This window comes from Thermobifida fusca YX (genome assembly GCF_000012405.1).
Classification (GTDB): Bacteria; Actinomycetota; Actinomycetes; order Streptosporangiales; family Streptosporangiaceae; genus Thermobifida; species Thermobifida fusca.
The window spans coordinates 640,106-666,002 of the sequence record NC_007333.1; the positions used below are offsets into that span (position 1 = coordinate 640,106).

Here is a 25,897-nt window from a genome sequence, read left to right on the forward strand (position 1 = left end):
TGCTCTCAAGATATGTCGTGAAATACCAGGGGGTTCCCTGACCCGCCCTCAGGGAGCTCCCTACCCCGGCTTCGGAACTACCCGCATGAGCCCGGGAACACGTAAGGCCCCGGCCGAGTCGGTCCGGGGCCTTACGTCGACGATGTCGCGCTACTCGTCGTCTTCGTCGCTGCGGGCCAGCCACGTGGCCAGCCGGTCAACAGCGGTCTCGAACTCCGGGTTCAAGTCGGTGAAGATGCGCAGTTGCTCGGCGAGCCACGCCAACGTGACTTCCTCCTCACCGCGGCGCTTCTCCAACTCCTCGATACCGCGATCGGTGAAGTACATCGGTACCTCGCCTCTACTCGGTCGGCGGGAAGACCGTGTTCACCAGGGCCTGCTGCTCCACCTCGTGCCGCTTGGCGGAACCCGTGGCAGGAGAGGAGCTCGCCGAACGCGAGATCCGGGTGAACGGACGGTCGAGCTGCTCGGCGAAGACCAGCGCCACAAACGGCCACGGCCCCATGTTCGCCGGCTCCTCCTGCACCCACAGCACCTCGCCCGCGTTGGGGAACGACCGGAGCTGCTGGCGGATCTCGTCGATCGGCAGCGGGTAGAGCCGCTCCACCCGGATGATCGCGGTGTGCTGGTCACCGGTCCGCTTCCGGGCCGCGTCCAGCTCGTAGTAGATCTTGCCCGCGCACAGGATCACCCGCCGCACGTCCTCCGGAGCGATGCCGCTGGTGTCCGGGATGAGCGGACGGAACGATCCGGAGGTGAACTCCGACACCGCCGACACGGCCGCCTTGTGCCGCAGCATCGACTTGGGCGTGAACACGATCAGCGGGCGCCGGTACGGCGACTTCACCTGCCAGCGCAGCAAGTGGAAGTAGTTCGCCGGCGTGGTCGGGATGGTGACCGTCATGTTCTCCTGCGCGCACAGTTGCAGGAAACGCTCGATGCGCGCCGAGGAGTGGTCCGGCCCCTGGCCCTCGTAGCCGTGCGGCAGCAGCAGGGTCACGCTCGACTTCTGGCCCCACTTCTGCTCGCCCGAGCTGATGTACTCGTCGATGACGGTCTGGGCGCCGTTGACGAAGTCACCGAACTGGGCCTCCCAGGCCACCAGGGCGTCCGGACGCTCCAAGGAGTAGCCGTACTCGAAGCCCAGGGCCGCGTACTCGCTCAGCAGCGAGTCGTGCACGTGGAACTTGGCGGTGCCCCGGTCGAAGACCTTGAGCGGGGTGTACTCCTCGCCCGTCTTGCGGTCCACGAGGACGGCGTGCCGCTGGCCGAACGTACCGCGGCGGCTGTCCTGGCCGACCAGGCGCACCGGGTGGCCGTCGATCAGCAGCGAACCGAACGCCAGCGTCTCGGCCATCGCCCAGTCGATCGCGTTCTCCTCGACCATGCGGACCCGCCGCTGCAGTTGCGGCAGCAGCCGCGGATGCACGGTGAAGCCCTCGGGGAACGTGACCTGGGTCTCTGCCACCCGCTTGATGACCTCTTCGCTGACCGCGGTCGGGGTCGCGGAGTGGTCGATCGGGGCCTCGGTGAACACCTCGGGCTTGATGACCGAACCCGGTTCGATCGGCTTCTTGGCGGCCTCGCGGGTCTCGGCGAAAGCGCGCTCCAACTGCTCCTGGTAGTCGCGCAGCGCCTCCTCGGCCTCCTCCAGCGTGATGTCGCCGCGGCCGATCAGCGCCTCGGTGTACAGCTTCCGGGTGGACCGCTTGGCGTCGATGATGTCGTACATCAGCGGCTGGGTGAACGAGGGGTTGTCCGCCTCGTTGTGCCCGCGCCGCCGGTAGCAGACCAGGTCGATGACGACATCCTTGTTGAACTCCTGGCGGTAGGCGAACGCCAGCCGTGCCACCCGCACCACAGCCTCCGGGTCGTCCCCGTTGACGTGGAAGATCGGCGCCTGCACCATGCGGGCCACGTCCGTCGCGTACACGCTGGAGCGGCTGTCCTTGGGCGAGGTCGTGAACCCGACCTGGTTGTTGACGATGATGTGGATGGTGCCGCCGGTGCGGTAGCCGCGGAGCTGCGACAGGTTGAGGGTCTCGGCGACCACACCCTGGCCCGCGAACGCGGCGTCGCCGTGGATCAGGATCGGCAGGACCGTGAAGCCCGTGGCCCCCTTGTTGAGGATGTCCTGCTTGGCCCGCACGATACCTTCGGCGACCGGGTTGACCGTCTCCAGGTGGCTCGGGTTGGCCGCCAGGCTGATCGCGATCTTCTCGCCGGTGATCGTGGTGAAGGTGCCCTCGGTACCGAGGTGGTACTTGACGTCACCCGAACCGTGGGCGCTGCGCGGGTCGAGGTTGCCTTCGAACTCGCCGAAGATCTGCGCGTAGGACTTGCCGCAGATGTTGGCCAGCACGTTGAGGCGGCCGCGGTGGGCCATACCGATGACGACCTCGTCCAACTGGGCTCGAGCCGCCTTGGTGATCACCCCGTCCAGCAGCGGGATCAGCGATTCTCCGCCCTCCAGGGAGAAGCGCTTCTGGCCCACGTACTTGGTCTGCAGGAAGGTCTCGAACGCCTCAGCGCTGTTGAGCAGCTTCAGGATGTGCAGTTGCTCTTCCCGGCTGAGCTTCTCCGGCTCCCGCTCCACCCGGGCCTGGATCCACTCCCGCTCCTCAGGGCTTTGGATGTGCATGTACTCAATGCCCACGGTGCGGCAGTAGCTGTCCCGCAGGATCCCCAGGATCTCGCGGAGCTTCATCACCGGCTTGCCGCCGAAGCCTCCGGTGGGGAACTCGCGGTCCAGGTCCCACAGGGTGAGGCCGTGCTCGAGGACGTCCAGGTCGGGGTGGCGGCGCTGCTTGTACTCCAGCGGGTCCGTGTCGGCCATCAGGTGGCCGCGCACCCGGTAGGCGTGGATGAGCTCCTGGACGCGGGTGGCCTTGTCAAGCTGGTTGTCCCGGTTAACCGAGATGTCCTGCACCCAGCGGACCGGCTCGTAGGGGATGCGCAGCGACTCGAAGATCTCGTCGTAGAAGCCGTCCTCGCCGAGCAGCAGCTGGTGGATCCGCCGCAGGAACTCTCCGGACTCCGCCCCCTGGATGATGCGGTGGTCGTAGGTGGAGGTCAGAGTCATGACCTTGCTGACGGCGAGCTCGTTCAAGGTCGCCGGAGAAGCGCCCTGGAACTCGGCCGGGTACTCCATAGCACCCACGCCCAGGATGGTGCCCTGGCCCGGCATCAGCCGCGGCACCGAGTGCACCGTGCCGATACCGCCCGGGTTGGTCAGGGTGATAGTGGTGCCCTGGAAGTCGGCCACGGTCAGCTTGTTGCTGCGCGCCTTGCGGACAAGCTCCTCGCAGGCGGACCAGAACTCCTTGAAGTTCATGGTGTCGGCAGCTTTGATGTTCGGCACCACAAGCTGCCGGGAGCCGTCCGGTTTGGCGAGGTCGATCGCCAGCCCGAAGTTGACGTGCTTGGGCTTGGCCACGGCGGGCTTGCCGTCGATCTCGGTGTAGGAGTAGTTCATCACCGGGACCGACTCCAGCGCCTTGACCATGGCGTAGCCGATCAGGTGGGTGAAGGAGACTTTGCCTCCCCGTGCGCGCCGCAGGTGGTTGTTGATCACGATGCGGTTGTCGAACAGGAGTTTCACCGGCACCGCGCGCACGCTTGTGGCGGTAGGCAGGGTGAGGCTGGACTCCATGTTCGCGGCGGTACGGGCCGATGCACCACGCAGCCGTTCCTGGGACACCGCGAGTGCATCGTCAGAGCCGTCGGGGGTGGTGGCTGTGGCGGGCCGGGCGGCCGCCTTCGATGCCGCGGCTCTGACCGCGCCGCCAGCACCGTTGCCGGCTACGGTGCTCTTAGCAGGGGAGGTTGACCCGTCGGCGGCGGTTCCGGACTTGTAGTCCGCGAAGAAATTCCACCATGCCTTATCAACTGAGTTGGGATCGGCGAGGTACTTTCGGTGAAGCTCGTCGACCAGCCACTCGTTGGGGCCGAAATCTGTCAGGGGTTGAGACGCCTCAGACGACACGGCGGAGATCGCCCTCTTCCGCAGCTCGTTTGTGTATGGGTGGTGAGACGGGTGTCCAGTCAGAGGGATGTGGCTGTACTCCGTATGACTGCACTAGGGCATGCCCAGCAGACCGTCTCGTGGTAACAGGCTACTTTGCCAGAGGCGCCTACGGCACCTCTAGCAGGGTGCCACGCTGGGATATACCTAACATTTATTCACAAATCAAGGGTAGCCCCAGATGGACAGGTCAGCAGCCACGTGCGGGGAGCGGATTCGGGCGGCGTTGTGTCCAGGATCCCCGCCTCTAATGGCGGCTAATCTGTGATCTGATTCACATTTTTGCACAGGGTGGAAGAGCTGGTCGGATCAGCCTCTGCGCGAGCCCGCCTCCGCTGCCAGAAGAGTGTCCTCGCCGGCCGGGAAACCCTGGATTCGGGACGGAGCCGGGCAGCAGAAGCATCCGGGAAACCCGGATAAAGACCCTCTTTCTCGGATGCGCTGCCCGACAGCGCATGCCGGACCGCGGACAGTGCGCTGCCCGCCCTATCGAGCCGCGACGATCGTCCCACAATCCGCATCCCGCAAACAACGGCGGAACATCGCGCGGTGGTTCATCCCCGACGCGACACCATCGGCCCTGCGCCCCGCCCACGTCTGCGGTGCAGCCCGCACCACCCCGGCAGCGCAGTCGTCGCCCTGGCCCGGCGGTCCACCACCTCCACCTTGCGGAGACGACGAAAACGGGTTGCTCGGTCACGAAAACACCGGAGAGATCCCGGCAGCACGGTGAAAACGGCAGTGGTGCCCGAAAGAAAAGCACGGATCGGTGTGTTTCGCTGCGTTTCCCCCTACTTGAGAGGGCTCCGCTCTTAGCATGCTGCCACGGAGGTGGGGGCATGAAGATACGAGAATTCGGTGAGTTGGAATCCGCCATTATGGACGCCCTGTGGAAAGCGGACCGTCCGCTTTCCGTGCGCGAAATACGCGAAACCATGACCTACCGGAGGAATATCGCCTACACGACCGTCATGACCGTCGCGAACATCCTCGTCAACAAGGGGATCCTGGACCGCGAGAAAGTGGGGAGAGCATGGCGGTACCAGCCCCGGGAAAGCCGTGAGGAGCACACAGCGCGCATCATGAGCGAAGTACTGCACTCCGGAGGAGACCGCGGGGCCACCATGATCCGTCTCATCGAACAGTTCAGCGACGAAGAGATGACCCGCCTGCACGAAGCGCTCTCAGAAATGCGAATACGGCGGGGGATCGCCTCATAAACTCCCGTGCGGGATAGCAGAAAACCTCACGGTCCTCTCCGGAAACGGAGGAAAGCGGATTAAGGTAAGGCCGTGAGTGAACCCCTAGTAGCGCGGATGGCCGCATTCGGCGAGACCATCTTCGCTGAGATGACGCGGCTTGCAGAGCACACCGGCGCGATCAACCTGGGGCAGGGCTTCCCGGACACGGACGGGCCGCCCTTCCTCCTCGCGGAAGCCGCCCGGTACCTCACCGAAGGCGTCAACCAGTATCCCCCCGGGTACGGGCGGGAAGAACTCCGCACCGCCATCGCCGCGGACCGGCAAGAGCGCTACGGCCTTGCCTACGACCCCGCAACCGAGGTGTACATCACTGTTGGAGCCACCGCGGGCATTGCGGCGAGCATCCTCGCCCTCGTCGAACCGGGCGACGAAGTGGTGCTGTTCGAGCCCATGTACGACTCCTACTCCGCGGTGATCGCGCTCGCCCACGGAGTGCGCCGCCCGGTTACGCTCCGGCCGTCCCCCGACAACGGCAGGTACACCTTCGACCCGGACGAACTGGCCGCCGCGATCACCCCCCGCACTCGGGCGATCATCGTCAACACCCCGCACAACCCCACCGGCACCGTGTTCACCGCCGACGAGCTGGCGTGGATCGCCCGGCTGTGCCGAGAGAACGACCTCGTCGCCGTCACCGACGAGGTCTACGAGCACCTGACCTTCGACGGGACACCCCACCTGCCGCTCGCCGCCCTCCCCGGCATGGCCGAGCGCACCCTGAGCGTCTCCTCAGCAGGGAAGACCTTCTCCGTCACCGGGTGGAAGATCGGCTGGGTCACCGGACCCGAACCCCTGGTGCGTGCCGTGGCCACGGTCAACCAGTACCTCACCTTCACCGCCAACGGCGCCCAACAGCTCGCGGTCGCCACCGCGCTGCGCCACGGCATGGACTGGGTCTCCGAGCAGCGCGACGCACTCCACGCCAAACGCGACCGGTTAGTGGCCGGATTGGCTGCCGCAGGATTCCAGGTGCACCCGCCCCAGGGCACCTATTTCGTGATGGCGGACATCCGCCCGCTCGGCTACGACGACGGCCTCACCTTCGTCCGCACCCTTGCCCGCCGCGCCGGGGTCGTGGCCATACCGGCTCAGGTCTTCTACGCCGACGAACGCCACGGCCGCCACCTGGTCCGGTTTGCTTTCTGCAAACGCGACGACGTGCTGGACGAGGCAGCCGCTCGGCTCCGCGCATGGGGCGACCGGTAGCGTACCCGCTCAAAGGAGCACCAGCAGTGCTCCCCGGGAACGGTTGACAACAACGGGAGGATCGCCGTGACCACACCCATGCCCGACCACCTCCTGCGCGTGGCCGAGAACACCAAAGGCTTCATGCCCACCGATGAAGGACTGGTCCTGTACGAGACCGCGCTCGCCTACGCGCCCCTAGGACCCGTGCTGGAAATCGGCACCTACTGCGGGAAGTCCACCGTGTTCCTCGGCGCAGCCGTCCAACAGGTCGGCGGGGTCGTGATCACCGTGGATCACCACCACGGCTCCGAGGAACACCAGGTCGGCTGGGAATACCACGACCCCTCCCTCGTGAACCCCACGACCGGCAAACTGGACACGCTGGGCGCCTTCCGGGAAACCATGGCCGCGGCTGACCTGGAAGACCACGTGATCGCGATCGTGGGCCACTCCGCTGCGGTCGCGCGCCTGTGGAACACCCCGCTCGGCATGGTCTTCATCGACGGGAGCCACACGGAAGAAGCCGCCCAAGCCGACTACACCGGCTGGAGTCCGCACGTATGCGTCGGCGGAGCCCTAGTCATCCACGACGTGTTCCCTAACCCTGCAGACGGGGGACGGCCGCCCTATCACATCTACCGGCGGGCGCTGGAGTCGGGAGAGTTCGTCGAAGAACGAGCCCACGGTTCCTTGCGCGTCCTGCGCCGCAAACGGTGACAGGCGTCCCAGCGGGAAGAAACCGGGCACGGCACTCCGCCCCGGAATGGATTTCTGCAAGATTTCTCCCGCAACTGGGGGAGTCTGCGGTGGTATACACAAAAGTGCACCAGGCGCACGTCTCGTCCGTGCGTGCGGCGCTGGGAAGAAGAAGCCGCGTGGCCGGGACACGGGCCGCGCTGAGGGCGCTGACGCTAAGACCGTGGCGGGGACGAGAACGGCTGACCACCTCCACCGTGCTTCGTCCTAGGGTTTACGTACCATCCGGGTGAGACCTTCCGCAGCAGCACCTGTTCACTGCGCCGGACCAGCACGCTGCTCACGGACGGGTGAGGGAAACCGTTGAACGCTTGGGCTGGTGGGCCAATGAGAACAGAGCACGGTGACTTCGTGCACTTGCCGACGATGCACTGTATGAGAGGTGAGGTGTCGCTTCCTGTCCTACAGGAGCCCGGATTTTCTTCGACCTGACCATAAGCACATCCCCGGAAGTCCGCAGGAGCGGACGGGGGGCGGGTCCGTCAGTAAGGGCCGGTATCGTAAGGCGTGAGGGAGCAGGCGGCCCCCAGTAACGCCTGTCTCAAAACGACCCTTTCGTGAACCCATCGCCCCCGTCTGCGCGTCAAACCGTTAGCGCTTGCAATGTGTGGGAGCGACGATGCCAGGGGGCGACGAACTGAGCGAGAGCAGTAGAGGCGACACCACTCCGCGCCCTGAGACCGAGGAAGCGACTGTCGCCGATTCTTCCGTAACGAACGACGATGTGAGCGTCGACGAGTCTGGCGTTGACGCTCGTGCTGACGATGTCGACGACGGGAGCGAACCCGAATGGTTCGCTTCCGCTGGGGAATCCCCTTACCTCGAGGCCAGCGCGTTCAAAGACAGCGGCAGTTTCTTTAGAGACAAGGTTGCCCGCAGCCTGGCCGAAGAGTACGGGATCGATCTCGACGACGCCGGAGACCAGACCGCGGACTCCGCAGCCAGTAGCGGAGCAGACGGCCAGCAGGCCCAGGACGCAGACACGCATGCCGGGACCGCGTCTCCCGCCGAGGACACCGACCAGGCTGCAGCGGCTGCGGCTGGTGCAGAGGAGGACGAGGAGGCGACGGAGCAGCTCCGCCCGGCTGATGCTGTGGGCGGCGATTCTGGTGGTCTTGATGAGGCCACGGTGCAGATAACCCCGACAGATGCGGCGGATGCGTCTGCGGTGGACGAGGAAGGGACCACTGAACGGCTCAGCCCGCCGTCCTCCTCCGGCCCCGGGGCAGACGACGAAGCCACCGAACAGATCAACCTGCCGTCGTCGGCCGCGGCGGACGACGAAGAGACCACGGAGCGGCTCAGTCCGTCTGCTGCACGAGCGGGAGACGACGAGGCCACGGAACGGCTTGATGTGCCAGCCTCCTCTACCGCGGTGGATGCGGAGGAGGCGACGGAGCAGCTCCGCCCGGCTGATGCTGTGGGCGGCGATTCTGGTGGTCTTGATGAGGCCACGGTGCAGATAGCCCCGGTAGGTGCGGTGGATGCGGAGGAGACCACCGAACGGCTCAGTCCGTCTGCTGCACGAGCGGGAGACGACGAGGCCACGGAACGGCTTGATGTGCCAGCCTCCTCTGCCACGGTGGATGCGGAGGAGACCACCGAACGGATCAGCCCCGTCACCCCCACCGGTCACGGCAGCGGCGAAGAGACCACGGTCCAGCTCTCCCCGGTAGAGGCAGCGCAGAGCCAGGCCGCACCCTCCACGACCGACCCCTCCGAGAGCACCAAGCTCGAAACCACCGCGGTCCTCCGCGAGAACCTGAAATCGCGGCTCCGGAAGCGCCCCCTCCGTCCGCGGTTCCGGAAGTCGGCTGCTGCCGCAGGCGGTGTGGGACCCGCCAGTCCGCCTCCCCCCACCGCCCCGTCGGGAACCTCGCACTCCAGCGGCCCCGCGGAGAAGAAGGCACCAGCGAAGAAAACCAAGCGGAAGAAACCGTTGTGGTGGCGGATCACCCGCGCCGGACTGATCGTCATCGTGCTGCTCGTGGGGCTGGTGACCGGCGCATTCGCCTACGCCTACTCGATGTTCGAGGTCCCCGACGCAGCCCAGGCCGACGCGACTGCGCAGGGCTCCATCTTCTACTACGCCGACGGATCAGTCCTCACCGAACGCGGCGTCAACCGTAAACCGGTCTCCCTCGACGAGGTTCCCGAGCACGTCCAGAACGCCATCCTCTCCGCGGAGAACCGCGGGTTCTGGGACGAGCCGGGCGTGTCCATCACCGGTACGGCGCGTGCGGTGTGGTCCACCGTCACTGGAAAGCAGCTCCAGGGCGGATCCACCATCACCCAGCAGTTCGTCCGCAACTACTACGAAGGGCTCAGCCAGGAGCAGACCATCGAGCGCAAACTCAAGGAGATCATCATCGCGCTCAAGGTCGACCGCTCCCAGAGCAAGGAGTGGATCCTGGAGCAGTACCTCAACACCATCTACTTCGGACGGAACGCCTACGGCATCCAGGCGGCCGCGGAAGCCTACTACGACAAGGATGTCGGCGACCTCACGCCGGATGAGGCGGCGTTCCTCGCCGCAGCCATCCAGCAGCCCACCAAGTTCGGCTTCGCGGACAGCGACACCACTCCTGAGATGGAGAGCCGCTGGCAGTACGTGGTCAACGGCCTGGTGGACATGGGGTCGATCACTGAAGCCGAGGCGGCAGAGTACAAGTTCCCCAAACCCCTGCCGGAACGGCCGCAGGACAACATCGACCTCAGCGGCTACAAGGGCTACATGTTCCAGCAGGCCATGAAGGAGCTGGAGGAGCTCGGCTACACCGAGGACAACATCAACCGGGGTGGCTACGAGATCCACACCACCTTCGACCCCAAGCTGATGGAGCTGGCCTACGAAGCCGTGCAGGAGACCGTGCCCATCGACGACCTCCCCGAAGGGGTGCGGGTCGGGCTCAGCGTGGTCGATCCGAAGACCGGCGGGGTGCTGGCCTTCTATGGCGGAGAGGACTACTTCGAGAACCAGTACGACAGCGCGTTCCTCGGCACCGCGCAGGCAGGGTCGGCGATGAAGCCGTACGTGCTGGCCGCAGCCCTCAAGGAAGGGTTGAGCCTGCACACGGTGGTGGACGGCCGCGGCCCCCGGTACATCAACGGCACGCGGATCCAGAACGCGGGCAACGCCCCCGGTGGTCCGATGAACCTCATCCAGGCCACCGCGGTCTCCAACAACCTCGGCTACATCGACCTCGCTCAGCGGGTCGGACTGGAGAAGGTCGCGGAAACCGCCTACGCCATGGGGCTGCCCGAAGGAAGCATCGACCTGGTGCCGGTGCTGCCGTTGGGCGCCAACAGTGTGAGCCCCACCGACCAGGCGGGCGGCTACGCGACTTTCGCCAACGGCGGCGAACACATCGAGACCCACGTGGTCGCTTCCATCATCAACAAGGAAGGTGAAGAGGAACGCCCCGAGCCGAAACGCAACCGGGTGCTCACCAAGGAGCAGGCAGCAGACGCCACCTACGCAATGCGCCAGGTGATCACCTCCGGTACCGGAACGGCCGCCAACATTGGGCGTCCGGCAGCGGGCAAGACCGGGACCACCGACGGAAGCGTGGCCGCCTGGTTCGTCGGCTACACCCCGCAATTGTCTGCCGCGGTGGGCATCTACAGCGGCGACAACCAGAGGTTCTACGTGCCGGGCTGGGGCACCCTGTCCGGCGGTACGCTCCCGGCGACCGTGTGGCGCACGTTCATGCAGAAGGCGCTGGCGGACAAGCCGGTGGAGGACTTCCCGTCGCCCTCGTTCGGCGGATCCGCGCAGAACTGGGCGCCCCAGCCGGAGCCGAGCACGCCTGCGGACACCCCGCAGGACCAGGGCCCGAACCAGGACGGCCTGAACCCGGCGCCCGAGCCTGAAGTACCGCAACCGGCTCCCGAACCTGTGGTGCCTGAGCCTGTGGTGCCCGAACCGGTTGTTCCGGAACCCGTGGTGCCCGAGCCGGGAGGCCCGGATCCTGGTTTCCCAGGAGGGGGGCTACCTCCGTCAGGCTGATCAGGGGTGGGGGCCGTCTCGACAGTGGGGCGGCCCCCACCCTTTCACGTCAGGTCAGCGGCTAGGCGAGACCGGCTTCCGCGGGGAGCACGACCGGCTGGTCGCAGCACCCTTCGGCGCTCTGCTCCGCAGCCCTGGGGATACGGGTGAAGACCTGGGAGCCCGGCGTGGCCCCGCACAAGGCGTCCACCGCCAGGATGACCGCCGCCGTCGTCCACGTGCTGCGTTCCACCGGCCACCGCACGTCTTCGACGAACTGGTAGCCCGTCCAGTAGGCGCCGTCGTCCGGGTCGCGGAGGTGCTGGATCGAGGCGAGCAGTTCAGCACCGCGGTCCCGGCTGCCGATCGCTGCCAGGGCGAGCACCAGTTCGGATGTTTCAGCCCCTGTCACCCACGGCTGGTCGCTGACACAGCGGATGCCGAGGCCGGGGACGACGAACGTGTCCCAGCGCTCCGCGATACGTTTCTCCGCTCGGGCGCCGCGCATCGCCCCGCCGAGGATCGGGTAGTACCAGTCCATGGAATAGCGGCTGCGGTCAGCGAACACGGTTTCGTGTTCGCAGATCAGGTGGGCGAGGCGGGCAGCAGCCAGCTCCCAGTCCGGCTGGGGGTGGTCCAAGTGGTCGGCGAGCGCGATTGCGCAGCGCAGCGCATGGTGGATGCTCGCGCAAGCGGTGAGCAGCGCGTGGTCGCCGGGGGACCCGTCGGCGTCCCGCGCCCAGAGGATCTCGCCGCGTTCGGTGCGCAGGCCGAGCACGAAACCGATCCCGGCACGCACGGTGGGCCAGAGCCGTTCGAGGAACGCGTCATCCCCGGTGACCAGGAAGTGGTGCCAGACGCCGACGGCCAGGTAGGAGGCGTGGTTGGCTTCCCGCAGCGGGTTGACGACAGTGCCTTGCCGCAGTTTTGCGGGCCAGGACCCGTCCGGGTGCTGCACTGCCGCCAACCAGTCGTAGGCGCGCACCGCTGCCGTGTAGTGGCCGACGGTGGACAGCGCCATGGCGCATTCGATGTGGTCCCACACGTCGAGGTGCCCGCCGGGGAACCACGGGATCGCCCCCGAAGGCTCCTGGGCGTGGAGCAGGTAGGCGGCGCTGCGCGCGATCTCGTCGGCCCGGAGGACACCCGGCAGCTCGGGAAGGTCGTGCCGGTTCATCCGGTGTCCCCATCATTCCGGGGTTTACGCAGGTAGACCACGACGCTTTTGCCGATCAGCGGGTTGAGGAGGCGTTCGGTGACCCGGGTGATGCGGGGGGCTTTGAGCATGTCCCACACCAGAAGGTTGTGGTAGGCGCGGACGAGCGGGTGGGAGTCGTTGGTGGTGCCCACCGCGCATTTGAGCCACCAGTAGGGGGAGTGCAGGGCGTGCGCGTGGTGGTGCGGGCCGATGATGAACCCCGTGGCTTTGAGTTTGGCTTCCAGTTCCGCACGCGTGTAGATGCGGATGTGGCCGCCTTCGACGGTGTGGTACTCCTCGGACAGCGCCCAGCAGATCCGCTCCGGGAACCAGCTCGGCACGGTGACGACGGCGATCCCCCCGGGGCGGAGGACCCGGTACATCTCGGCCATGGCAGCGGTGTCGTGCGGGATGTGCTCCATGATCTCGGCCGCGATGACCCGGTCGAACGTGTTGTCGTCGAAGGGCATGGCGAGCGCGTCCCCGCGCACCGTCTCGGCGGTGGCCTCAGCGGGGGCTTCTCCTTCGGCGCGCATGGCGGCGAACATGGCGGAGACCGCAGCCAGGTCTTCCGCGTTCTGGTCGAAAGCCACCACGTCGGCGCCCCGGCGGTAGACCTCGAACGCGTGCCGGCCGCCACCGCAGCCCAGGTCCAGAACCCGGTGACCGGGGCCGACAGGAAACAGGGTGAAGTCGATGGTGATCAGGGAAGGCTCCTTCGGGTTGGTGTACCTGCGGTGTTCTGCGTCACACGCGTCTGGGGTGCGTTCCCCGGCCCCGGCTACGAGGCCGCGGCGGAGCGGTCTGCCCGGCCGCGCTGCGCAGCGTCGAGCGCGGCGGCGTAGTGGCGGGCCGTGTTCTCCGCCACGGTGCGCCACGTGAACTTTTCCTGGACGCGCCGCCAGGCGGCCTCGCTCATGCGGGCGCGTGCCGCGTCGTTGTCCAGCAGTTCGGCGATGGCCGCGGCGAGCGCTTCCGCGTCACCAGGCGGGACGAGGCGGCCTGCCCCGTCGTCTCCCACCACTTCGGGCAGGGCGCCCGCTCGGCTGGCGACGAGCGGCGTCGCCGTGGCCATGGCTTCCACTGCGGGCAGGGAGAAGCCTTCGTACAGCGAGGGGATCACCGCGATCTGGGCGCTGGAGAGAAGGCAGGCGAGCTCGGTCTCGTCGATCCCGCTGACGAAGGTGACACGGTCGTGCAGCGACAGTTCGTCGACGAGCTGTTCGGTGGGGCCGCCCGGCTGGGGTTTGCTGACGACCGTCAGTTCGATGTCCCGTTCGGTGGCGAGTTTGGCGACGGCCCGCAGCAGGACGGCGACGCCTTTGAGTGGACTGTCGGCGCTGGCCACGCAGACGATCCGGCCGGGTACGCGGGTGATGTCGGGGCGCGGGTGGAAGACTCTGGTGTCCACCCCGAGCGGGACCACGTTGATCACCGAGGGGCGGACCCGGAATTCGCGGGCCACGTCGTCCGCAGAGGACTGGGAGGGCACCAGGATGGACCGCAGCCGCCGGGCGACCCGGCCCTGCATGGTGACGAAGCTGTACCAGCGGCGTTTGGACCAGCGCTGCCAGCCGGTGGCGGACTCCAGTTCGATGCGGCGGTCCACGGTGATCGGGTGGTGGATGGTGGTGACGGTGGGCAGGATCGCCTGAATGCCGAGGAGGCCGTATCCCAGTGTCTGGTTGTCGTGGACCACGTCGAATTCGTGGCGGCGGGCCCGCAGTTCCCGGAAGGCGCGCAGGGAGAAGGTGAGCGGTTCCGGGAAGCCCGCGGTCCACATGGTCGCGACTTCCAGCGCGTCGATCCAGTCCCGCCATTCGCGCATCGGCGGCGCCTGGAAGGGGTGCTCGTCGTTGTACAGGTCCAGGCTGGGGACCGGGTCGAGGGTGACACCGTCGTCGAGCACGGGGTAGGGCTGGCCGGACAGGACGCGCACATGGTGTCCGAGCGCGGCGAGTTCGCGGGAGAGGTGCCGGACGTAGACACCTTGGCCGCCGCAGTGGGGCTTGCTGCGGTAGGAGAGCAGGGCAATGCGCAGAGGACGGTCAAGAGGCATGGGAACCCATCACAGGCGAGGAGGCGCGGGTCAACCCGCGGGTAGCGGGCTGGTCCGCGTACTCACGATGGCGGTGGAGTCGCTCAGGGCAGCGGGGACGTCGGGCGGTTTCGGGATGCGGTGCGGTTGCTTCTCGTTCCGACATTGTTGATAACCCACCTGTCCGTCACCCGCCTCGCATATTACCCACCAGTTCGCTTGCGGATCTTTTCCGGGGGTACGGGACCACCGGCCGCCGCAGGGGCGAGCGTATTCATTCGATCACACAGAGCGACGACTGTCGGGGATTTTCCGGGAGGAACCCCGCACATGCCACACGGGGGCGGCCTGGACCTCCAGGCCGCCCCCGTGGAGATGCGGGCGCGTCAGCGGTTGCCGTGCAAGCCGAGGAGCCCCAGGACTCCTTCGAGGAGCGAGATCACGCCGCTTCCCGGGCGGCGCGGCGGCGGGTCTTCCTGGGCGGGCTGGGCGGGAGCCGGTGCCGGCGCGGGGGCGGCAGGCGCCGTGGGAGCAGGCTGGGGCTGACTGGCCGGTTCCTCGCGCGGTGCCGGGGCAGGCTGCTGCGGAGCAGGCGCGGGAGGGTCGACCGTTGCCGCGTCTTCGCTGGCAGGAGGCGCTGGGTCGGGCTCTGCTGGCGGGGCGGCGGGTTCGGCAGTGTCGTCCTCGACGCTGTCCGGTGCCACCGGTTCGACGGGTTCTTCCGGTGTGGGCTCCAGTGTCGGCTCGGTGAGTTCGATGGAAGGCACCTTGCCCGTGTCCGGGGCGGCGCTCGCGGGGACGTGATCGGACATGGGGGCGACACTCACCCCGTCCACCGGGGGCGGGGTCCCGGCCGCGGTTCCGTTCCCGGGCCGGTTCGTGAACGCGCCCAGGCCCCACAGGCTGAATGCGACCAGCGCGGTGACGAGACCGGCGGTGGCGGGAACCAGCCAGCCGGAGAGCCGGTGCGGCTCCCCCGCAATAGCGCTGTCCGTGGTTTCGGGCTCGGCGGCAGCCGGGGAGGCGTCCGCCTCAGATGCGGAGGCCGCGGGGACGGCCGCGTCGGCCTGGACGGGCTCGGCTGCCTCCGCTTCCGCGCCGCGCGCCCCCGGCAGCGGGAAGCCGTTGGCTCCGAGCGGGCAGAGCAGGGCAGCAGCCTGCTCCCGCCGCGTGATTGCGGTGGCGTCCGAACAGTCGGCGATGACTCGGGCGCGCAGGGAACGCGGCGGGCCGGGCAGCGCGATAGAGCTCACGACCAGGGGAATGTCCGCGATGAACCACCGGGATCCTGGACTGCCGCCGGGCTGCTGCTCGGTGAGTAGGTCTGCGGCCTGCTGGGCTGCGGAGCGGCAGAGGTCGCTCACCGTTTCAGGGTCGAGGCCCAGGACGGCAGCGATCTGGGTGTGGGTCAGCCCGTGCCGCAGGGAGAGCTCCAGCAGTTCCCGCTGGCTGGGGAGGAGGGCGCTCAGCGCGGCAACGAAAGGCTGCTGCTCACTGTGGACGGTGAGGTGCGCATACGCGGGCTGCGCGGCGAATCCGTGCCGCTCGCAGGCGGCCCGGGCGAGCGCGAACAGCCAGGCCCGGAACAGGTCAGGATCGGACAGGCGGGGGAGGAGTTCGACGGCAGCCAGGAAGGTTTCGTAGACGGCTTCCGCCGCAGCATCCTCCTGCTCGGCGCCGAGCAGGGTCCAGCAGTAGCGGTAGAGCGCGGGTGCGAAAGCGTCGTAGCACCGTTCGTACCCTTCGCCCTGCCGCAGCAGCAGGGCGAACGCGTGGTCTTCGCTGATCTGCTGACGCTCCGGTCTCTGCGGCGCTGTCAAGGCCCCTCCGCTTGGATCGTTTCCCCTCACGCCTTCAGGTGTTACGGTCCGGCTCTAACCGCGGAAACTGAAGGTTGTTTGAGACGGTAGCGGACAAGGGCGGCATTGTCTTGGTTCCGTGGAATATTTGCCCAAAAAGGATGATGTGGGGGAGTGCTGCGGAAAAGCCAGTGGGATCCGGACGATTTCCACCGGATCCCACGTGGCTGGAGGGTTTTATTCGCCGCCGCGCGACGGTGAACCGATCGCGATCATGCGCTCCACCGAGGCGCGGGCCCGGGCTGCCACATCCTCGGGAACGGTGATTTCCGTGGTCCCGTCCCGCAGGGACGCCAACAGCTTTTCCGCGGTGATCATCTTCATGTAGTGGCACTCGGCGCGCGAGTTCACCGGTTCGAACACGGTCGACGGGTTGGCGGCGCGCAACTGGTGCAGCATGCCGGTCTCGGTCGCGATGAGGACCTTGCGTGCGGTGGTCTTCTCAGCGGCGCGCAGCATGCCTCCGGTGGAGAGCACTTTGACCCGCTCTTCAGGCACCATGCCGGAGGAAGCCAGGTAGAGCGCCGAGGTCGCGCAGCCGCATTCGGGGTGCACGTAGAGTTCGGCGTCGGGCTCGGCTTCGACCCGCTGCCGCAGGGTGTGGCCGTCGATCCCGGCGTGCACGTGGCATTCGCCCATCCACACGTGGATGTTGTCCCGGCCGGTGACCCGTTTGACGTGGGCGCCGAGGAACTGGTCGGGCAGGAAGAGGATCTCCCGGTCTTCGGGGATGGACCGGATGACGTCAGCCGCGTTGGAGGAGGTGCAGCAGATGTCGACCTCGGCTTTGACCGCGGCGGTGGTGTTGACGTAGGCGACCGCGACGGCGTCGGGGTGCTCGGCGCGCCACGCCCGGACGTCTTCGGCGGTGATCGTGTCCGCCAGGGAGCACCCGGCCGCGGGGTCGGGGAGCAGGACGGTTTTCTCCGGGGAGAGCAGTTTGGCGGTTTCCGCCATGAAGTGCACGCCGCAGAAAACGATGGTGCTCGCCTCAACGGTGGCTGCCAGGCGGGAGAGGGCCAGGGAGTCACCGGTGTAGTCGGCGACGTCCTGGATTTCGGGGCGCTGGTAGTTGTGCGCGAGGATGACCGCGTCGCGTTCCTTCGCTAGGCGGCGGACCTCGGCGGCCCACTCCTGTCGGGTCATCGTGTCCGCGGAGGTGGTGACCGTTGCCATGTCGGTGCTTCTTCCTTCAGATGGACCGGGGAACTGCCCGTTCGGGCAGGTGGGGTTCCGGTGGGTCGGCTAGTTTTTGTCTCATAGGCAAAAACTCAAGGCAGCCTAACATGATTCCCAATGGACAAAAGGAAGCGGGGGTGGAGTATGGACGGGGTCGGAGCAGATCCCGCGAATCTCGCCCAGGTGCGGCACCCAACTGAGAACACGTCCGGGACCGCCCACGAGGTGCTCGCTGTTGTCTTCCAGATCCGCCAGGACCGCCTCTGCGTCCTCATCTGGCAGCGCGGCCGTCCCCCCTACGAAGGGCTGTGGGCACTGCCCGGCGGCAGGCTCGGCGCCACCGAAGGCCTCGGCGAGTCGATCCGCCGCCAGCTCGCGCAAAAAGTCGACGTGCGGGAACTCGCCCACTTGGAACAGCTGCAAACCTGGGGCGACCCGAACCGCCACCCCCTCGGCCGCGTGGTGGCCACCGCTTATCTAGGGCTCGTACCCGCCGGGATCGACCCGCTCATTCCAGACGACACCCAGTGGTTCCCGGTGACCGACCTGCCGCCTATGGCCTTCGACCATGCGGCCATGGTGGGCGCGGCCCGGCAGCGGCTGCGCGCCAAACTCTCCTACACCAACATCGGATTCGCGCTCGCCCCACCGGAATTCACGATATCCGAGCTCTCCCGCTACTACCGGGCTGCCTTGGGGCACGACGTCACAGCCACCAACCTGCGGCGGATCCTGCTCCGCCGGGGGCAGATCGAAGAGACCGGGAGAAGCGTGCCCTCGGGACGGCTCGGAGGCCGCCCAGCCGCACTCTTCCGCTTCCGCACCCGCACGCTGGAGATCACCGACGCTTTCGCGGTGCTCCGCCCGCCGACGTGACCCCGCCACGCCTCGCCCCCACCAAGCGTGGGAAAAGCGTTGTGTTAGCGTCCCCTTTGTGATGATTCGCAGCGTGGTTTTCGACGTCGGCGAGACCCTCATCGACGAGACCCGGATCTTCGGCCGCTGGGCTGACCGGCTCGGAGTCCCCCGCCTCGCCTTCTTCGGCACCCTGGGCGGGGTGCTTGCCGAAGGCCGCCCGATGCTTGACGCCTTCCGGCTCGTCAAACCCGATTTCGACCTGGAAGCCGAACTCGAGGCGTGGCAGCGGGACGAACCCCACTCGCTGCGAGAGAACTTCGACGAGGCCGACCTCTACCCTGATGCCCGCCCCACCCTGGAACGCCTGCGCGGACTCGGTCTGCGGGTGATCATCGCGGGCAACCAGCCTCCCCAAGCCGCAGACGCGCTGCGTGCCATGGACCTGCCGGCGGAAGGCATCTACGTCTCCGCCCAATGGGGAGTGGCGAAACCGGAACGGGAGTTCTTCACCCGCGTGATCGACGTAGCCGGGGTGCCCGCCGAGGAGATCCTCTACGTGGGCGACCGCGTCGACAACGACGTGATCCCGGCCCGGGCGTCCGGGCTGCGCACCGCCCTGGTGCGCCGCGGCCCCTGGGGCTACCTGCACGCGGAACGCCCCGAAGCCGCCCAAGCCGACGTGATCGTGTCCAGCCTGACCGAACTCACCGAGTGGCTGACCGCGCGGCTCGCCCGCCCCTAGCAGCAGGGACGCCTGCCGCGGGTCCCGGCGCACCGGCCGAGCCGGGACAAGCGGGGACGCCCGCCCCGGCTGATAGCCAGCGGCCAGTGCGCCGCCCTCAGCCCAACGTCCGGTAGCGGCTGGTGTAGCGGATCAGCGGGCCGTCCACCCCGCCCGTCACCGGGGGAAGAGCCAGCACCGAGGCGAGGTAGATCGTGTGGTCCCCGGCCACGACCCGCTGGCTCACCTCGCACTCCAACGCGGCAACCGCGGTGGTCAGCACGAGCGCGCCGGTGTGCTCCCCCCGCTGGTGCGGTTCAGCGGCCAGCAGCAGGCGCGCACTGGGGCGCCCCGCAGCAGCGAACCGGCCCGCAAGAGCTTTCTGCCGGGCGCTCAGCACATTCACCGCGAACCGGCCGCGGCGGTCGATCACCTCGGCCAGATAGCTGGTCGACGTGATGCTCACCATGACGAGCGGCGGCTCCACGGAGATCGACGCGAACGCGGTGATCGTGCTGCCGATGTCGTCCCGGCCGTCCGCCACCGTCACCACCGTCACCCCGGTGGCGAAATGGGCCAGCGCCTCGGTGAACTCCCCGGCACTGATCACCGGATCTCCCACGTGCCCGGCATCACCAGCGGCCCCGCCGCCGGCAGGCCCAGACGTGCCGACAGTTCCGCCAGCGGCCCCCACCCGCTCAACCGCAACTGTGCCTGAGCGGTCCGGTCCTCACTGGACTCCGCCGGAATCAGACGCTCGAGCGGACCCAGCTGGGGGAAGTGCCGCACCGGAGCGGACGGAGGCAGCCCACCCCGGTCCCGTGCGATGCGGATCGCGGTCTCCAATCCGCCGACCTCGTCCACCAGGCCCCGCTCGCACGCGTCCTGACCAGTCCAGATCCGGCCCTTGGCCACCTCGTGGACCTGGTCGCGGGTCATCTTCCGGCCCTCAGCGACCTTGCCCACGAAGTCGTCGTAGATGTGGTCGAGCATCGTGTTGACGCGCTCCCACTCGGACTCGCTGAACGGGCGGTTCGGGCTGAACATGCCCGCGTGGTTGCCACTGTCGATCCAGTCGCTGGTGACCCCGAGCTTGGCGAGCATGGTCGACAGCACGGCCTTGCCGACCACCACACCGATCGACCCGGTGATCGTCCCCGGCTGCGCGATGATGACGTCAGCACCCGCGGCAATGAAGTAGCCGCCCGACCCGGCGACGTCGCCCATCGACACCACGACCGGGGTACCCGCCTGGCTGGTCAGCACCACTTCGCGCCAGATCACATCGGACGCGGTGTAGGAGCCGCCCGGGCTGTTCACCCGGAACACTACGGCGCGGACGTTCGGGTCCTTGCGGGCCGCGCGGAACGCTGCGGCCACCGTGTCCGAACCCATGACTGCGCCCCCGCCCAGCGGTGAGCGGCGGCTCCGCCCAGTGACGATCTGCCCCACCCCGGAGATGAGGGCCACATATCCGCTGCGCTGCGCGACCGGCACGCGGTCGGCCAGGGACCGGGTCCGCTGGTAGCGGGAGACGTACTGCAAGTGGGCGGGAGTGCCGTCGGCGGAGTAGCGGTCCAGCAGGTCGGAGTAGATCTCGTCCCGGTAGGCGACCTTGTCGACGAGGCCCGCTTCCACCGCCTCGGTGGCGAGGAACGGCCCCTGGTCGATGAGCTCGCGCACCCGCTCCTCGGACAAGTCACGGCCGCTGCTGATCCCCGCCACCAACTGCTCGGTGAGGGATTCCACGATGCGGCCGCTCGCCTCCCGGTGCGCGTCGGTGAAACCGCGCTCCGTGAACATGTTGAGCGCGGTCTTGTACTCGTGCCGGGCGCCGCCCTGGTAGTCGACACCGAGCTTCTCCAGGGCCTCGGCGAAGAACAGGTTCTCCACCCGCAGCCCGGTCAGCCCCACCGAACCGGAAGGCAGCAGCGCGATCTCGTCGAACGCGGTGGCCAGATAGTAGGGGAGCGAACCGGGGCCGAACTCTCCGAACGACTCGCTCCACGCCACCGTGTGCTTGCCTGCCCGGCGGAACATGGCTACGGCCTGGCGCAGCTCCTGCACCAGGGCCATGCCCAGCGACTGGGAGCCGATCTTGACGATCAAGGCTTTGACCCGGGGGTCGTGGGCCCCGCGCCGAATGCCTTCGACGATGTCGAACAGCCGTTGCCGCCGCATCGCCATGATCTGGCTGAGGGGGTCACCCGGCGGTTCGTCAATCATCCCCTCCGTCAGGTCCAATTCCAGGACCAGCGGGGCAGTGCGCCGACGCCGGATTGTGGTCAGAGGGTCGAACAGCTTTGCGGCATCCACCATGCCCCTCAGCCTAGACGAGCATTTCCCCTCAGGGATTCCCGCGCACAAAACGGAAATCCCGCCTGTCCGTTACCGGTCACCCGTGCATGGCGCGGACCAGGGAGCCTCGGGAGTCGTCGTTGTCCAGCGACCACAGGCTCAACCCGCCCAGCCCCAGGTCTTTGGCGTAGGCGGCTTTCATCCGGATGATTTCCGGGTCGTCGTAGCTCCAGAACTCGTTCCCGTCGTACAGCCACAGCGCCCCGTACTCCCGGTCGCGGAACCGCCGCCCGGGGCGGCGCGCCAAGGTCTTGTAGTCTTCGTCCCCCGGCTCCCAGGTGCCGGGGGCGACTTCCCGGGCTCGTTGGTAGAGGCCGTTGCGGCGGCCGCGGGGCACCCCGCGCCAGCCCCGACCGAAGCCGGGCACGCTGATCACCAGCTTCTCCGGGGGAACCCCCATTTCCAGGTAGGTAACTACGCCGACGTCCAGGCTGAGTTTGCGGGGCGAAGGGTCATCCGGGGGCGTGTACAACTGGGACGCGTGGTTCGTGGTCAGGTCCCAGTCGCCGTTGAAGTCGTAGCCCTGGACGATCCCGAAATCCAGGTAGTCGAAGAGCTCCGGTTCGATCCCTGCCGCGGCCCGCTCCGGGTCGGCGGGCAGGTAGGCGCTGATCTCCACGGGGCGGCCAGTCCGGGCCGTGAACGCGTCCAACTGGCGGCGGGTCTCGGCGACGAGCAGCGTGTAGTTGCGCCGGTCTTCTGCCCGGACCACGTTGTGCTCGTGGCCCGGGGACCCTGGCCACTCCCAGTCGAAGTCGACATAGTCGAAGATTCCCGCCGCCACCCCGGGGCCGCCCTGGGGCTCGCCCGGCAGGATGGGGAGATTGCCGTCGAAGTAGAGGGAGACCAGGGAAGAAGCGAACGCGGCCCGTGACGCGGGGGTGCGTGCGGCGTTGGAAAAGTAGCGGGAGGCGTTCCAGCCGCCGAAGGAGATCCCCACCTTGAGGTGCCGGTGCCGTTTCTTCAGTTTCCGGAGCTGGTTAAAGTTTCCGGCCAGGGGCTGTTCATAGGAATCGCCCCGGCCGTCTACGCTTTGCGCAGTGCTGAACCGACATTGGTAGTCCGCCCAGGCGTCCCCGGTCGCCTCGTCGGTCATGACACAGACGCCTTTCTCGTCCAGCTCGCCGAAAGCGTAGGTGAGGTGGGTGAGTTTGGCTGCCTGTCCGCTGGAGTGGACGTCACGGAGAAAGTAGTGACGGTCGTAGATACCCCATTGGGGAAAGTAGCCGATGATACGCACCGGGGGTCCTCTCGCATCTGGGCGGTCGGTGTCACAGAGTGTGGCGCAGAACGTCAGATTCGCCCGCTATCGTCGTTGAGGTCAAGCGTGTAGAGAAGGGAATCGCATGTCCGGCATCCCCAGCCGATCGCGGTTCGAAGCCCCTCGGAGACGTCTCCCCGTCCGCCTGATGGCGGCTTTGGCCGCCGGAGCCCTGGCAATGACGGGGTGCAGCGACGACTCCGACTCGGCCTCGTCGGAGCGTCCCCCCGTTCCCGAACCGGAGGCCACCTACGGCGGTGTCCTCGAAGCTGCCGAGGCGCCCGCACCCGCGGGGTTCACCCAGCTCAACATTGAGGGCGTCAAGATCAACGCGCCCCAGGGGTGGGAGGTCGACCAGGGGGAGGGAATGCTGTGCATGCGGCCCCCCGGTCAGGACACGTGCGGCTACGGCGCGGTCGAGGTACGGCCCAAAGCCGCCCAGCGGCACCCCGACAACTGGCCGAAACGAGACAGTTCCTTCCACAAGGACGACGGGTGGGCCGCGGATCCCACGACCTGCCGCAGCCTCACCACCGCCGAGGCAGGCAACGTCGGCATCAAAGAGTCCACGCTGCACCTGATCGGCGACGGGCTGACCACCCACGCCGACGGGCTGAAGTCGCACTACTCCACCTGGAAGGTGACGTGCGAGAACGACGACACCTTCGAGGTGCGGCTGTGGTTCCTCCCGGAAAGCGACGTCCTCGTCTACGTCTGGTCGGTGGACCAGCGCTACGACAGCCTCTACCTCACCATCGCCGAGTCGATGGACGTCACCGAGTACAAGCAGCGCATCAGAGAAGAAGAGGAACGGCGCAACAGAGACCGGGACCGGGACAACGACCGGGACCAGGACCAGGGTGACAACCAGGACGACGACTGACGGGCATGCCACCGCTGGAGGTCTCCGGGACGGGAGGCGGCGGGCAGCCCGGACGCGGACAAGGGACGCGCCCGGGGCTCACGTCCCGTCGAACACCAGCCAGGACACCCCCAGCGGCGGGTAGGTCACCAGAGCGGAAGCGGGCTGGCCCTGCCACGGCGTCTCCTCGGAGGCCTCGATGATCCCCGGCTGCGAGACGCCGCTGCCGCCGTAAAGCACGGCGTCCGTGTTGAGGATCTCCCGCCACCGGCCCGCATAGGGCAGGCCGACCCGGCGCTCCGGGTGCGGGCGGCCGCTGAAGTTCACGAGGCAGGCCAGGACCGACCCGTCGTCTCCCCACCGCAGAAACGACAGCGTGTTGCCGCTCGCGTCACCGCCGTCCAACCAGGTGAACCCCTCCGGGACCGTGTCTTGGCTCCACAGCGCCCGCGTGTTCCGGTACAGCCGGTTGAGGTCGGCGACGAGCCGGCGCATCCCGGCATGGTGGGGGTAGCGCAGCAGCCACCACTGCACCCCGGCGTCGTGCGACCACTCGTCGCCTTGGGCGATCTCGTTGCCCATGAACAGGAGCTGTTTGCCTGGGTGCGCCCACATGTAGGCCAGGAGCGCCCGCAGGTTCGCGCAGCGCTGCCACTCGTTCCCCGGCATCTTGTACAGCAGCGACCTCTTGCCGTGCACGACTTCGTCGTGGGAGAGCGGCAGCACATAGTTCTCGCTGTAGGCGTACACCATGGAGAAGGTGACTTCGTTGTGGTGGTACTGCCGGTGGACGGGGTCGTGCTGCAGGTAGGACAGGGTGTCGTGCATCCACCCCATGTTCCACTTGAACCCGAAGCCGAGCCCTCCCGTATCGGTGCTGCGGGTCACCCCGGGCCAGGCGGTGGATTCCTCGGCGATCATCGCGATTCCGGGGTTGCGGCGGTAGGCGGTGGCGTTGAGCTCCCGCAGGAAGTCGATGGCATCCAGGTTCTCCCGCCCGCCGTAGGCGTTGGGCTCCCACTGGCCGGACTCCCGGGAGTAGTCCAGGTAGAGCATGGAAGCCACCGCGTCCACGCGCAGCCCGTCGATGTGGAACTCTTCCAGCCAGAACAGTGCGTTGGCGACCAGAAAGTTGCGGACCTCGGTGCGGCCGTAGTTGAAGATCAGCGTGTCCCAGTCGGGGTGGATGCCGCGGCGCGGGTCCGGGTGCTCGTACAGGGCGGTGCCGTCGAAGCGGGATAGCGCCCAGTCGTCTTTCGGGAAGTGCGCGGGCACCCAGTCCAGGAACACCCCGATCCCCGCCTGGTGGAGGCGGTCGACCAGGTACCGGAAGTCGTCGGGGGAGCCGAACCGGGCGGTGGGCGCGTAATAGGAGGTGACCTGGTAGCCCCACGAGCCGCCGAACGGGTGCTCCGCGACCGGCAGGAATTCCACGTGCGTGAACCCCAGCTCGCGGACGTAGTCCACGAGCTGGTCGGCAAGCTCCCGGTAGGACAGGCCGGGCCGCCACGAACCGAGGTGCACCTCGTAGATGCTCATCGGCTTGCGGTGCAGGTCAGCGGCGGCGCGCTGCGTCAGCCACTCGTCGTCCTGCCAGGTGTAGCGGGAGGTGAACACCACGGACGCGGTCTCTGGCGGCGCCTGGGTGGCGAACGCCACCGGGTCGGCTTTCTCCCGCCACACTCCGTCGGCGCCGAGCACCTGGTACTTGTACCGGGTACCGTCGCCGACCCCGGGGATGAACAGCTCCCACACCCCGCAGGAGCCGAGCGAACGCATGGGGTGCCCAGTGCCGTCCCAGTGGTTGAAGTCCCCAATCACCCGTACCCCGCGGGCGTTGGGCGCCCACACGGTGAACGCGGTCCCTTCCGTGTCGCCCAGGACAGAAGGGAAGCGTTTGGTGTGCGCGCCGAGCACGCGCCACAGTTCTTCGTGCCGCCCTTCCTGGATGAGGTGGATGTCGAGCTCTCCGAGAGTGGGCAGGTGCCGGTAGGGGTCGTCCACGGTGAGCTCGGTGCCGTCGTCGTAGCGCACCACCAGCCGGTAGTCGGGGACTTCGGCACCCGGAACCACCCCGGCGAACACGCCTTTGTGCAGGTGGGGAAGTTCGACCCGGCTGCCGTTGGCGAGGAGCACGTGCACGGAGCGGGCGAGCGGGCGCAAGGCACGCACCCACACCCCTTCCGGGCCGGGATGCGCGCCGAGCAGGGCGTGCGGGTTGTGGTGGGTGCCAGCGACCAGGGCGTCGATTTCAGCGAGGAGTGCGTTGGTCATCGGATATCCGTACCGGTTGCAGGGTTGCGGGCAGGGCAGGCCAGCGGGTTGGCGGACTGCAGGCCGGGCGG

General features: G+C 67.7%; 18 protein-coding genes. 7 read left to right on the plus strand and 11 right to left on the minus strand.

Annotated elements, in window-relative coordinates; all coding sequences use genetic code 11:
• Positions 1-150: 150 nt before the first annotated feature.
• Positions 151-327 (minus strand): DUF6104 family protein, encoded by a 177-nt coding sequence (locus tag TFU_RS16150; RefSeq protein WP_011291012.1) that lies wholly within the window; start codon positions 325-327, stop codon positions 151-153.
• Positions 328-340: 13 nt separating this feature from the next.
• Positions 341-3,985, minus strand: a complete 3,645-nt coding sequence (locus TFU_RS02825) for a multifunctional oxoglutarate decarboxylase/oxoglutarate dehydrogenase thiamine pyrophosphate-binding subunit/dihydrolipoyllysine-residue succinyltransferase subunit (protein ID WP_011291013.1) — start codon at positions 3,983-3,985, stop codon at positions 341-343.
• Between the two features lie 878 nt (positions 3,986-4,863).
• Between TFU_RS02825 and TFU_RS02830 the strand changes: the two genes are divergently transcribed.
• The 4 genes from TFU_RS02830 (at position 4,864) to TFU_RS02845 (ending at position 11,239) form a co-directional block, all read left to right on the plus strand.
• A complete protein-coding gene (locus TFU_RS02830; protein ID WP_011291014.1) occupies positions 4,864-5,244 on the plus strand; it encodes a BlaI/MecI/CopY family transcriptional regulator in 381 nt (126 codons plus the stop codon).
• Between the two features lie 72 nt (positions 5,245-5,316).
• The gene (locus tag TFU_RS02835; protein WP_011291015.1) at positions 5,317-6,492 is read left to right on the plus strand and encodes a pyridoxal phosphate-dependent aminotransferase; all 1,176 of its coding nucleotides are present in this window, start codon (positions 5,317-5,319) and stop codon (positions 6,490-6,492) included.
• Between the two features lie 78 nt (positions 6,493-6,570).
• Positions 6,571-7,191, plus strand: coding sequence for a class I SAM-dependent methyltransferase (locus TFU_RS02840; RefSeq protein ID WP_016188247.1), 621 nt, complete (start codon positions 6,571-6,573; stop codon positions 7,189-7,191).
• A gap of 658 nt (positions 7,192-7,849) precedes the next feature.
• Positions 7,850-11,239 (plus strand): transglycosylase domain-containing protein, encoded by a 3,390-nt coding sequence (locus TFU_RS02845; RefSeq protein WP_011291017.1) that lies wholly within the window; start codon positions 7,850-7,852, stop codon positions 11,237-11,239.
• A 61-nt stretch (positions 11,240-11,300) separates the two neighbouring features.
• Here the strand turns inward: TFU_RS02845 and TFU_RS02850 are convergent, their stop codons facing one another.
• The 5 genes from TFU_RS02850 to nadA all read right to left on the minus strand — a co-directional run bounded on the left by TFU_RS02850 (position 11,301) and on the right by nadA (position 17,489).
• Positions 11,301-12,395 carry a prenyltransferase gene (locus TFU_RS02850; protein WP_011291018.1) on the minus strand — a complete coding sequence of 365 codons (1,095 nt, stop codon included), beginning with the start codon at positions 12,393-12,395 and terminating at the stop codon, positions 11,301-11,303.
• Complete coding sequence (locus TFU_RS02855; protein WP_011291019.1) at positions 12,392-13,123, minus strand: class I SAM-dependent methyltransferase; 732 nt, start codon at positions 13,121-13,123, stop codon at positions 12,392-12,394. The genes TFU_RS02850 and TFU_RS02855 overlap by 4 nt, the downstream gene beginning before the upstream one ends.
• A 74-nt stretch (positions 13,124-13,197) precedes the next feature.
• Positions 13,198-14,475, minus strand: a complete 1,278-nt coding sequence (locus TFU_RS02860) for a glycosyltransferase family 4 protein (RefSeq protein WP_011291020.1) — start codon at positions 14,473-14,475, stop codon at positions 13,198-13,200.
• 365 nt (positions 14,476-14,840) lie between these two features.
• Positions 14,841-16,274, minus strand: coding sequence for an RNA polymerase sigma factor (locus TFU_RS02865; RefSeq protein WP_011291021.1), 1,434 nt, complete (start codon positions 16,272-16,274; stop codon positions 14,841-14,843).
• A 216-nt stretch (positions 16,275-16,490) separates the two neighbouring features.
• Positions 16,491-17,489, minus strand: coding sequence for a quinolinate synthase NadA (gene nadA / locus TFU_RS02870; RefSeq protein WP_011291022.1), 999 nt, complete (start codon positions 17,487-17,489; stop codon positions 16,491-16,493).
• 147 nt (positions 17,490-17,636) lie between these two features.
• Between nadA and TFU_RS02875 the strand changes: the two genes are divergently transcribed.
• Complete coding sequence (locus TFU_RS02875) at positions 17,637-18,368, plus strand: NUDIX hydrolase (protein WP_011291023.1); 732 nt, start codon at positions 17,637-17,639, stop codon at positions 18,366-18,368.
• Between the two features lie 73 nt (positions 18,369-18,441).
• Positions 18,442-19,092, plus strand: coding sequence for an HAD family hydrolase (locus TFU_RS02880; RefSeq protein WP_011291024.1), 651 nt, complete (start codon positions 18,442-18,444; stop codon positions 19,090-19,092).
• Between the two features lie 97 nt (positions 19,093-19,189).
• Here TFU_RS02880 and TFU_RS02885 read toward each other — a convergent pair whose 3' ends face one another.
• From TFU_RS02885 to TFU_RS02895, 3 genes are all read right to left on the minus strand, one after another.
• Positions 19,190-19,681, minus strand: coding sequence for a flavin reductase family protein (locus TFU_RS02885; RefSeq protein ID WP_011291025.1), 492 nt, complete (start codon positions 19,679-19,681; stop codon positions 19,190-19,192).
• Positions 19,678-21,390, minus strand: a complete 1,713-nt coding sequence (sppA, locus tag TFU_RS02890) for a signal peptide peptidase SppA (protein ID WP_016188254.1) — start codon at positions 21,388-21,390, stop codon at positions 19,678-19,680. Before sppA ends, TFU_RS02885 begins: the two co-directional genes overlap by 4 nt.
• Positions 21,391-21,466: 76 nt before the next feature.
• Positions 21,467-22,669, minus strand: a complete 1,203-nt coding sequence (locus tag TFU_RS02895) for a glycoside hydrolase family 18 protein (protein WP_011291027.1) — start codon at positions 22,667-22,669, stop codon at positions 21,467-21,469.
• Between the two features lie 106 nt (positions 22,670-22,775).
• On the opposite strand from TFU_RS02895, the gene TFU_RS02900 reads away from it, so the two are divergent.
• Positions 22,776-23,573 (plus strand): hypothetical protein, encoded by a 798-nt coding sequence (locus tag TFU_RS02900; protein WP_011291028.1) that lies wholly within the window; start codon positions 22,776-22,778, stop codon positions 23,571-23,573.
• A gap of 78 nt (positions 23,574-23,651) precedes the next feature.
• Here the strand turns inward: TFU_RS02900 and glgB are convergent, their stop codons facing one another.
• Positions 23,652-25,826 (minus strand): 1,4-alpha-glucan branching protein GlgB, encoded by a 2,175-nt coding sequence (gene glgB / locus TFU_RS02905; RefSeq protein ID WP_041427663.1) that lies wholly within the window; start codon positions 25,824-25,826, stop codon positions 23,652-23,654.
• Positions 25,827-25,897 lie beyond the last annotated feature (71 nt).

What these genes read in the sequence shown, in the direction of transcription:
- TFU_RS02845 (WP_011291017.1), top strand. Translation starts at nt 7,850, where the DNA reads ATGCCAGGGGGCGACGAACTGAGCGAGAGCAGTAGAGGCGACACCACT.
- nadA (WP_011291022.1), bottom strand. Translation starts at nt 17,489, where the DNA reads ATGGCAACGGTCACCACCTCCGCGGACACGATGACCCGACAGGAGTGG.
- TFU_RS02850 (WP_011291018.1), bottom strand. Translation starts at nt 12,395, where the DNA reads ATGAACCGGCACGACCTTCCCGAGCTGCCGGGTGTCCTCCGGGCCGAC.
- TFU_RS02840 (WP_016188247.1), top strand. Translation starts at nt 6,571, where the DNA reads ATGCCCGACCACCTCCTGCGCGTGGCCGAGAACACCAAAGGCTTCATG.
- glgB (WP_041427663.1), bottom strand. Translation starts at nt 25,826, where the DNA reads ATGACCAACGCACTCCTCGCTGAAATCGACGCCCTGGTCGCTGGCACC.
- TFU_RS16150 (WP_011291012.1), bottom strand. Translation starts at nt 327, where the DNA reads ATGTACTTCACCGATCGCGGTATCGAGGAGTTGGAGAAGCGCCGCGGT.
- TFU_RS02860 (WP_011291020.1), bottom strand. Translation starts at nt 14,475, where the DNA reads ATGCCTCTTGACCGTCCTCTGCGCATTGCCCTGCTCTCCTACCGCAGC.
- TFU_RS02830 (WP_011291014.1), top strand. Translation starts at nt 4,864, where the DNA reads ATGAAGATACGAGAATTCGGTGAGTTGGAATCCGCCATTATGGACGCC.
- sppA (WP_016188254.1), bottom strand. Translation starts at nt 21,390, where the DNA reads ATGGTGGATGCCGCAAAGCTGTTCGACCCTCTGACCACAATCCGGCGT.
- TFU_RS02875 (WP_011291023.1), top strand. Translation starts at nt 17,637, where the DNA reads ATGGACGGGGTCGGAGCAGATCCCGCGAATCTCGCCCAGGTGCGGCAC.
- TFU_RS02900 (WP_011291028.1), top strand. Translation starts at nt 22,776, where the DNA reads ATGTCCGGCATCCCCAGCCGATCGCGGTTCGAAGCCCCTCGGAGACGT.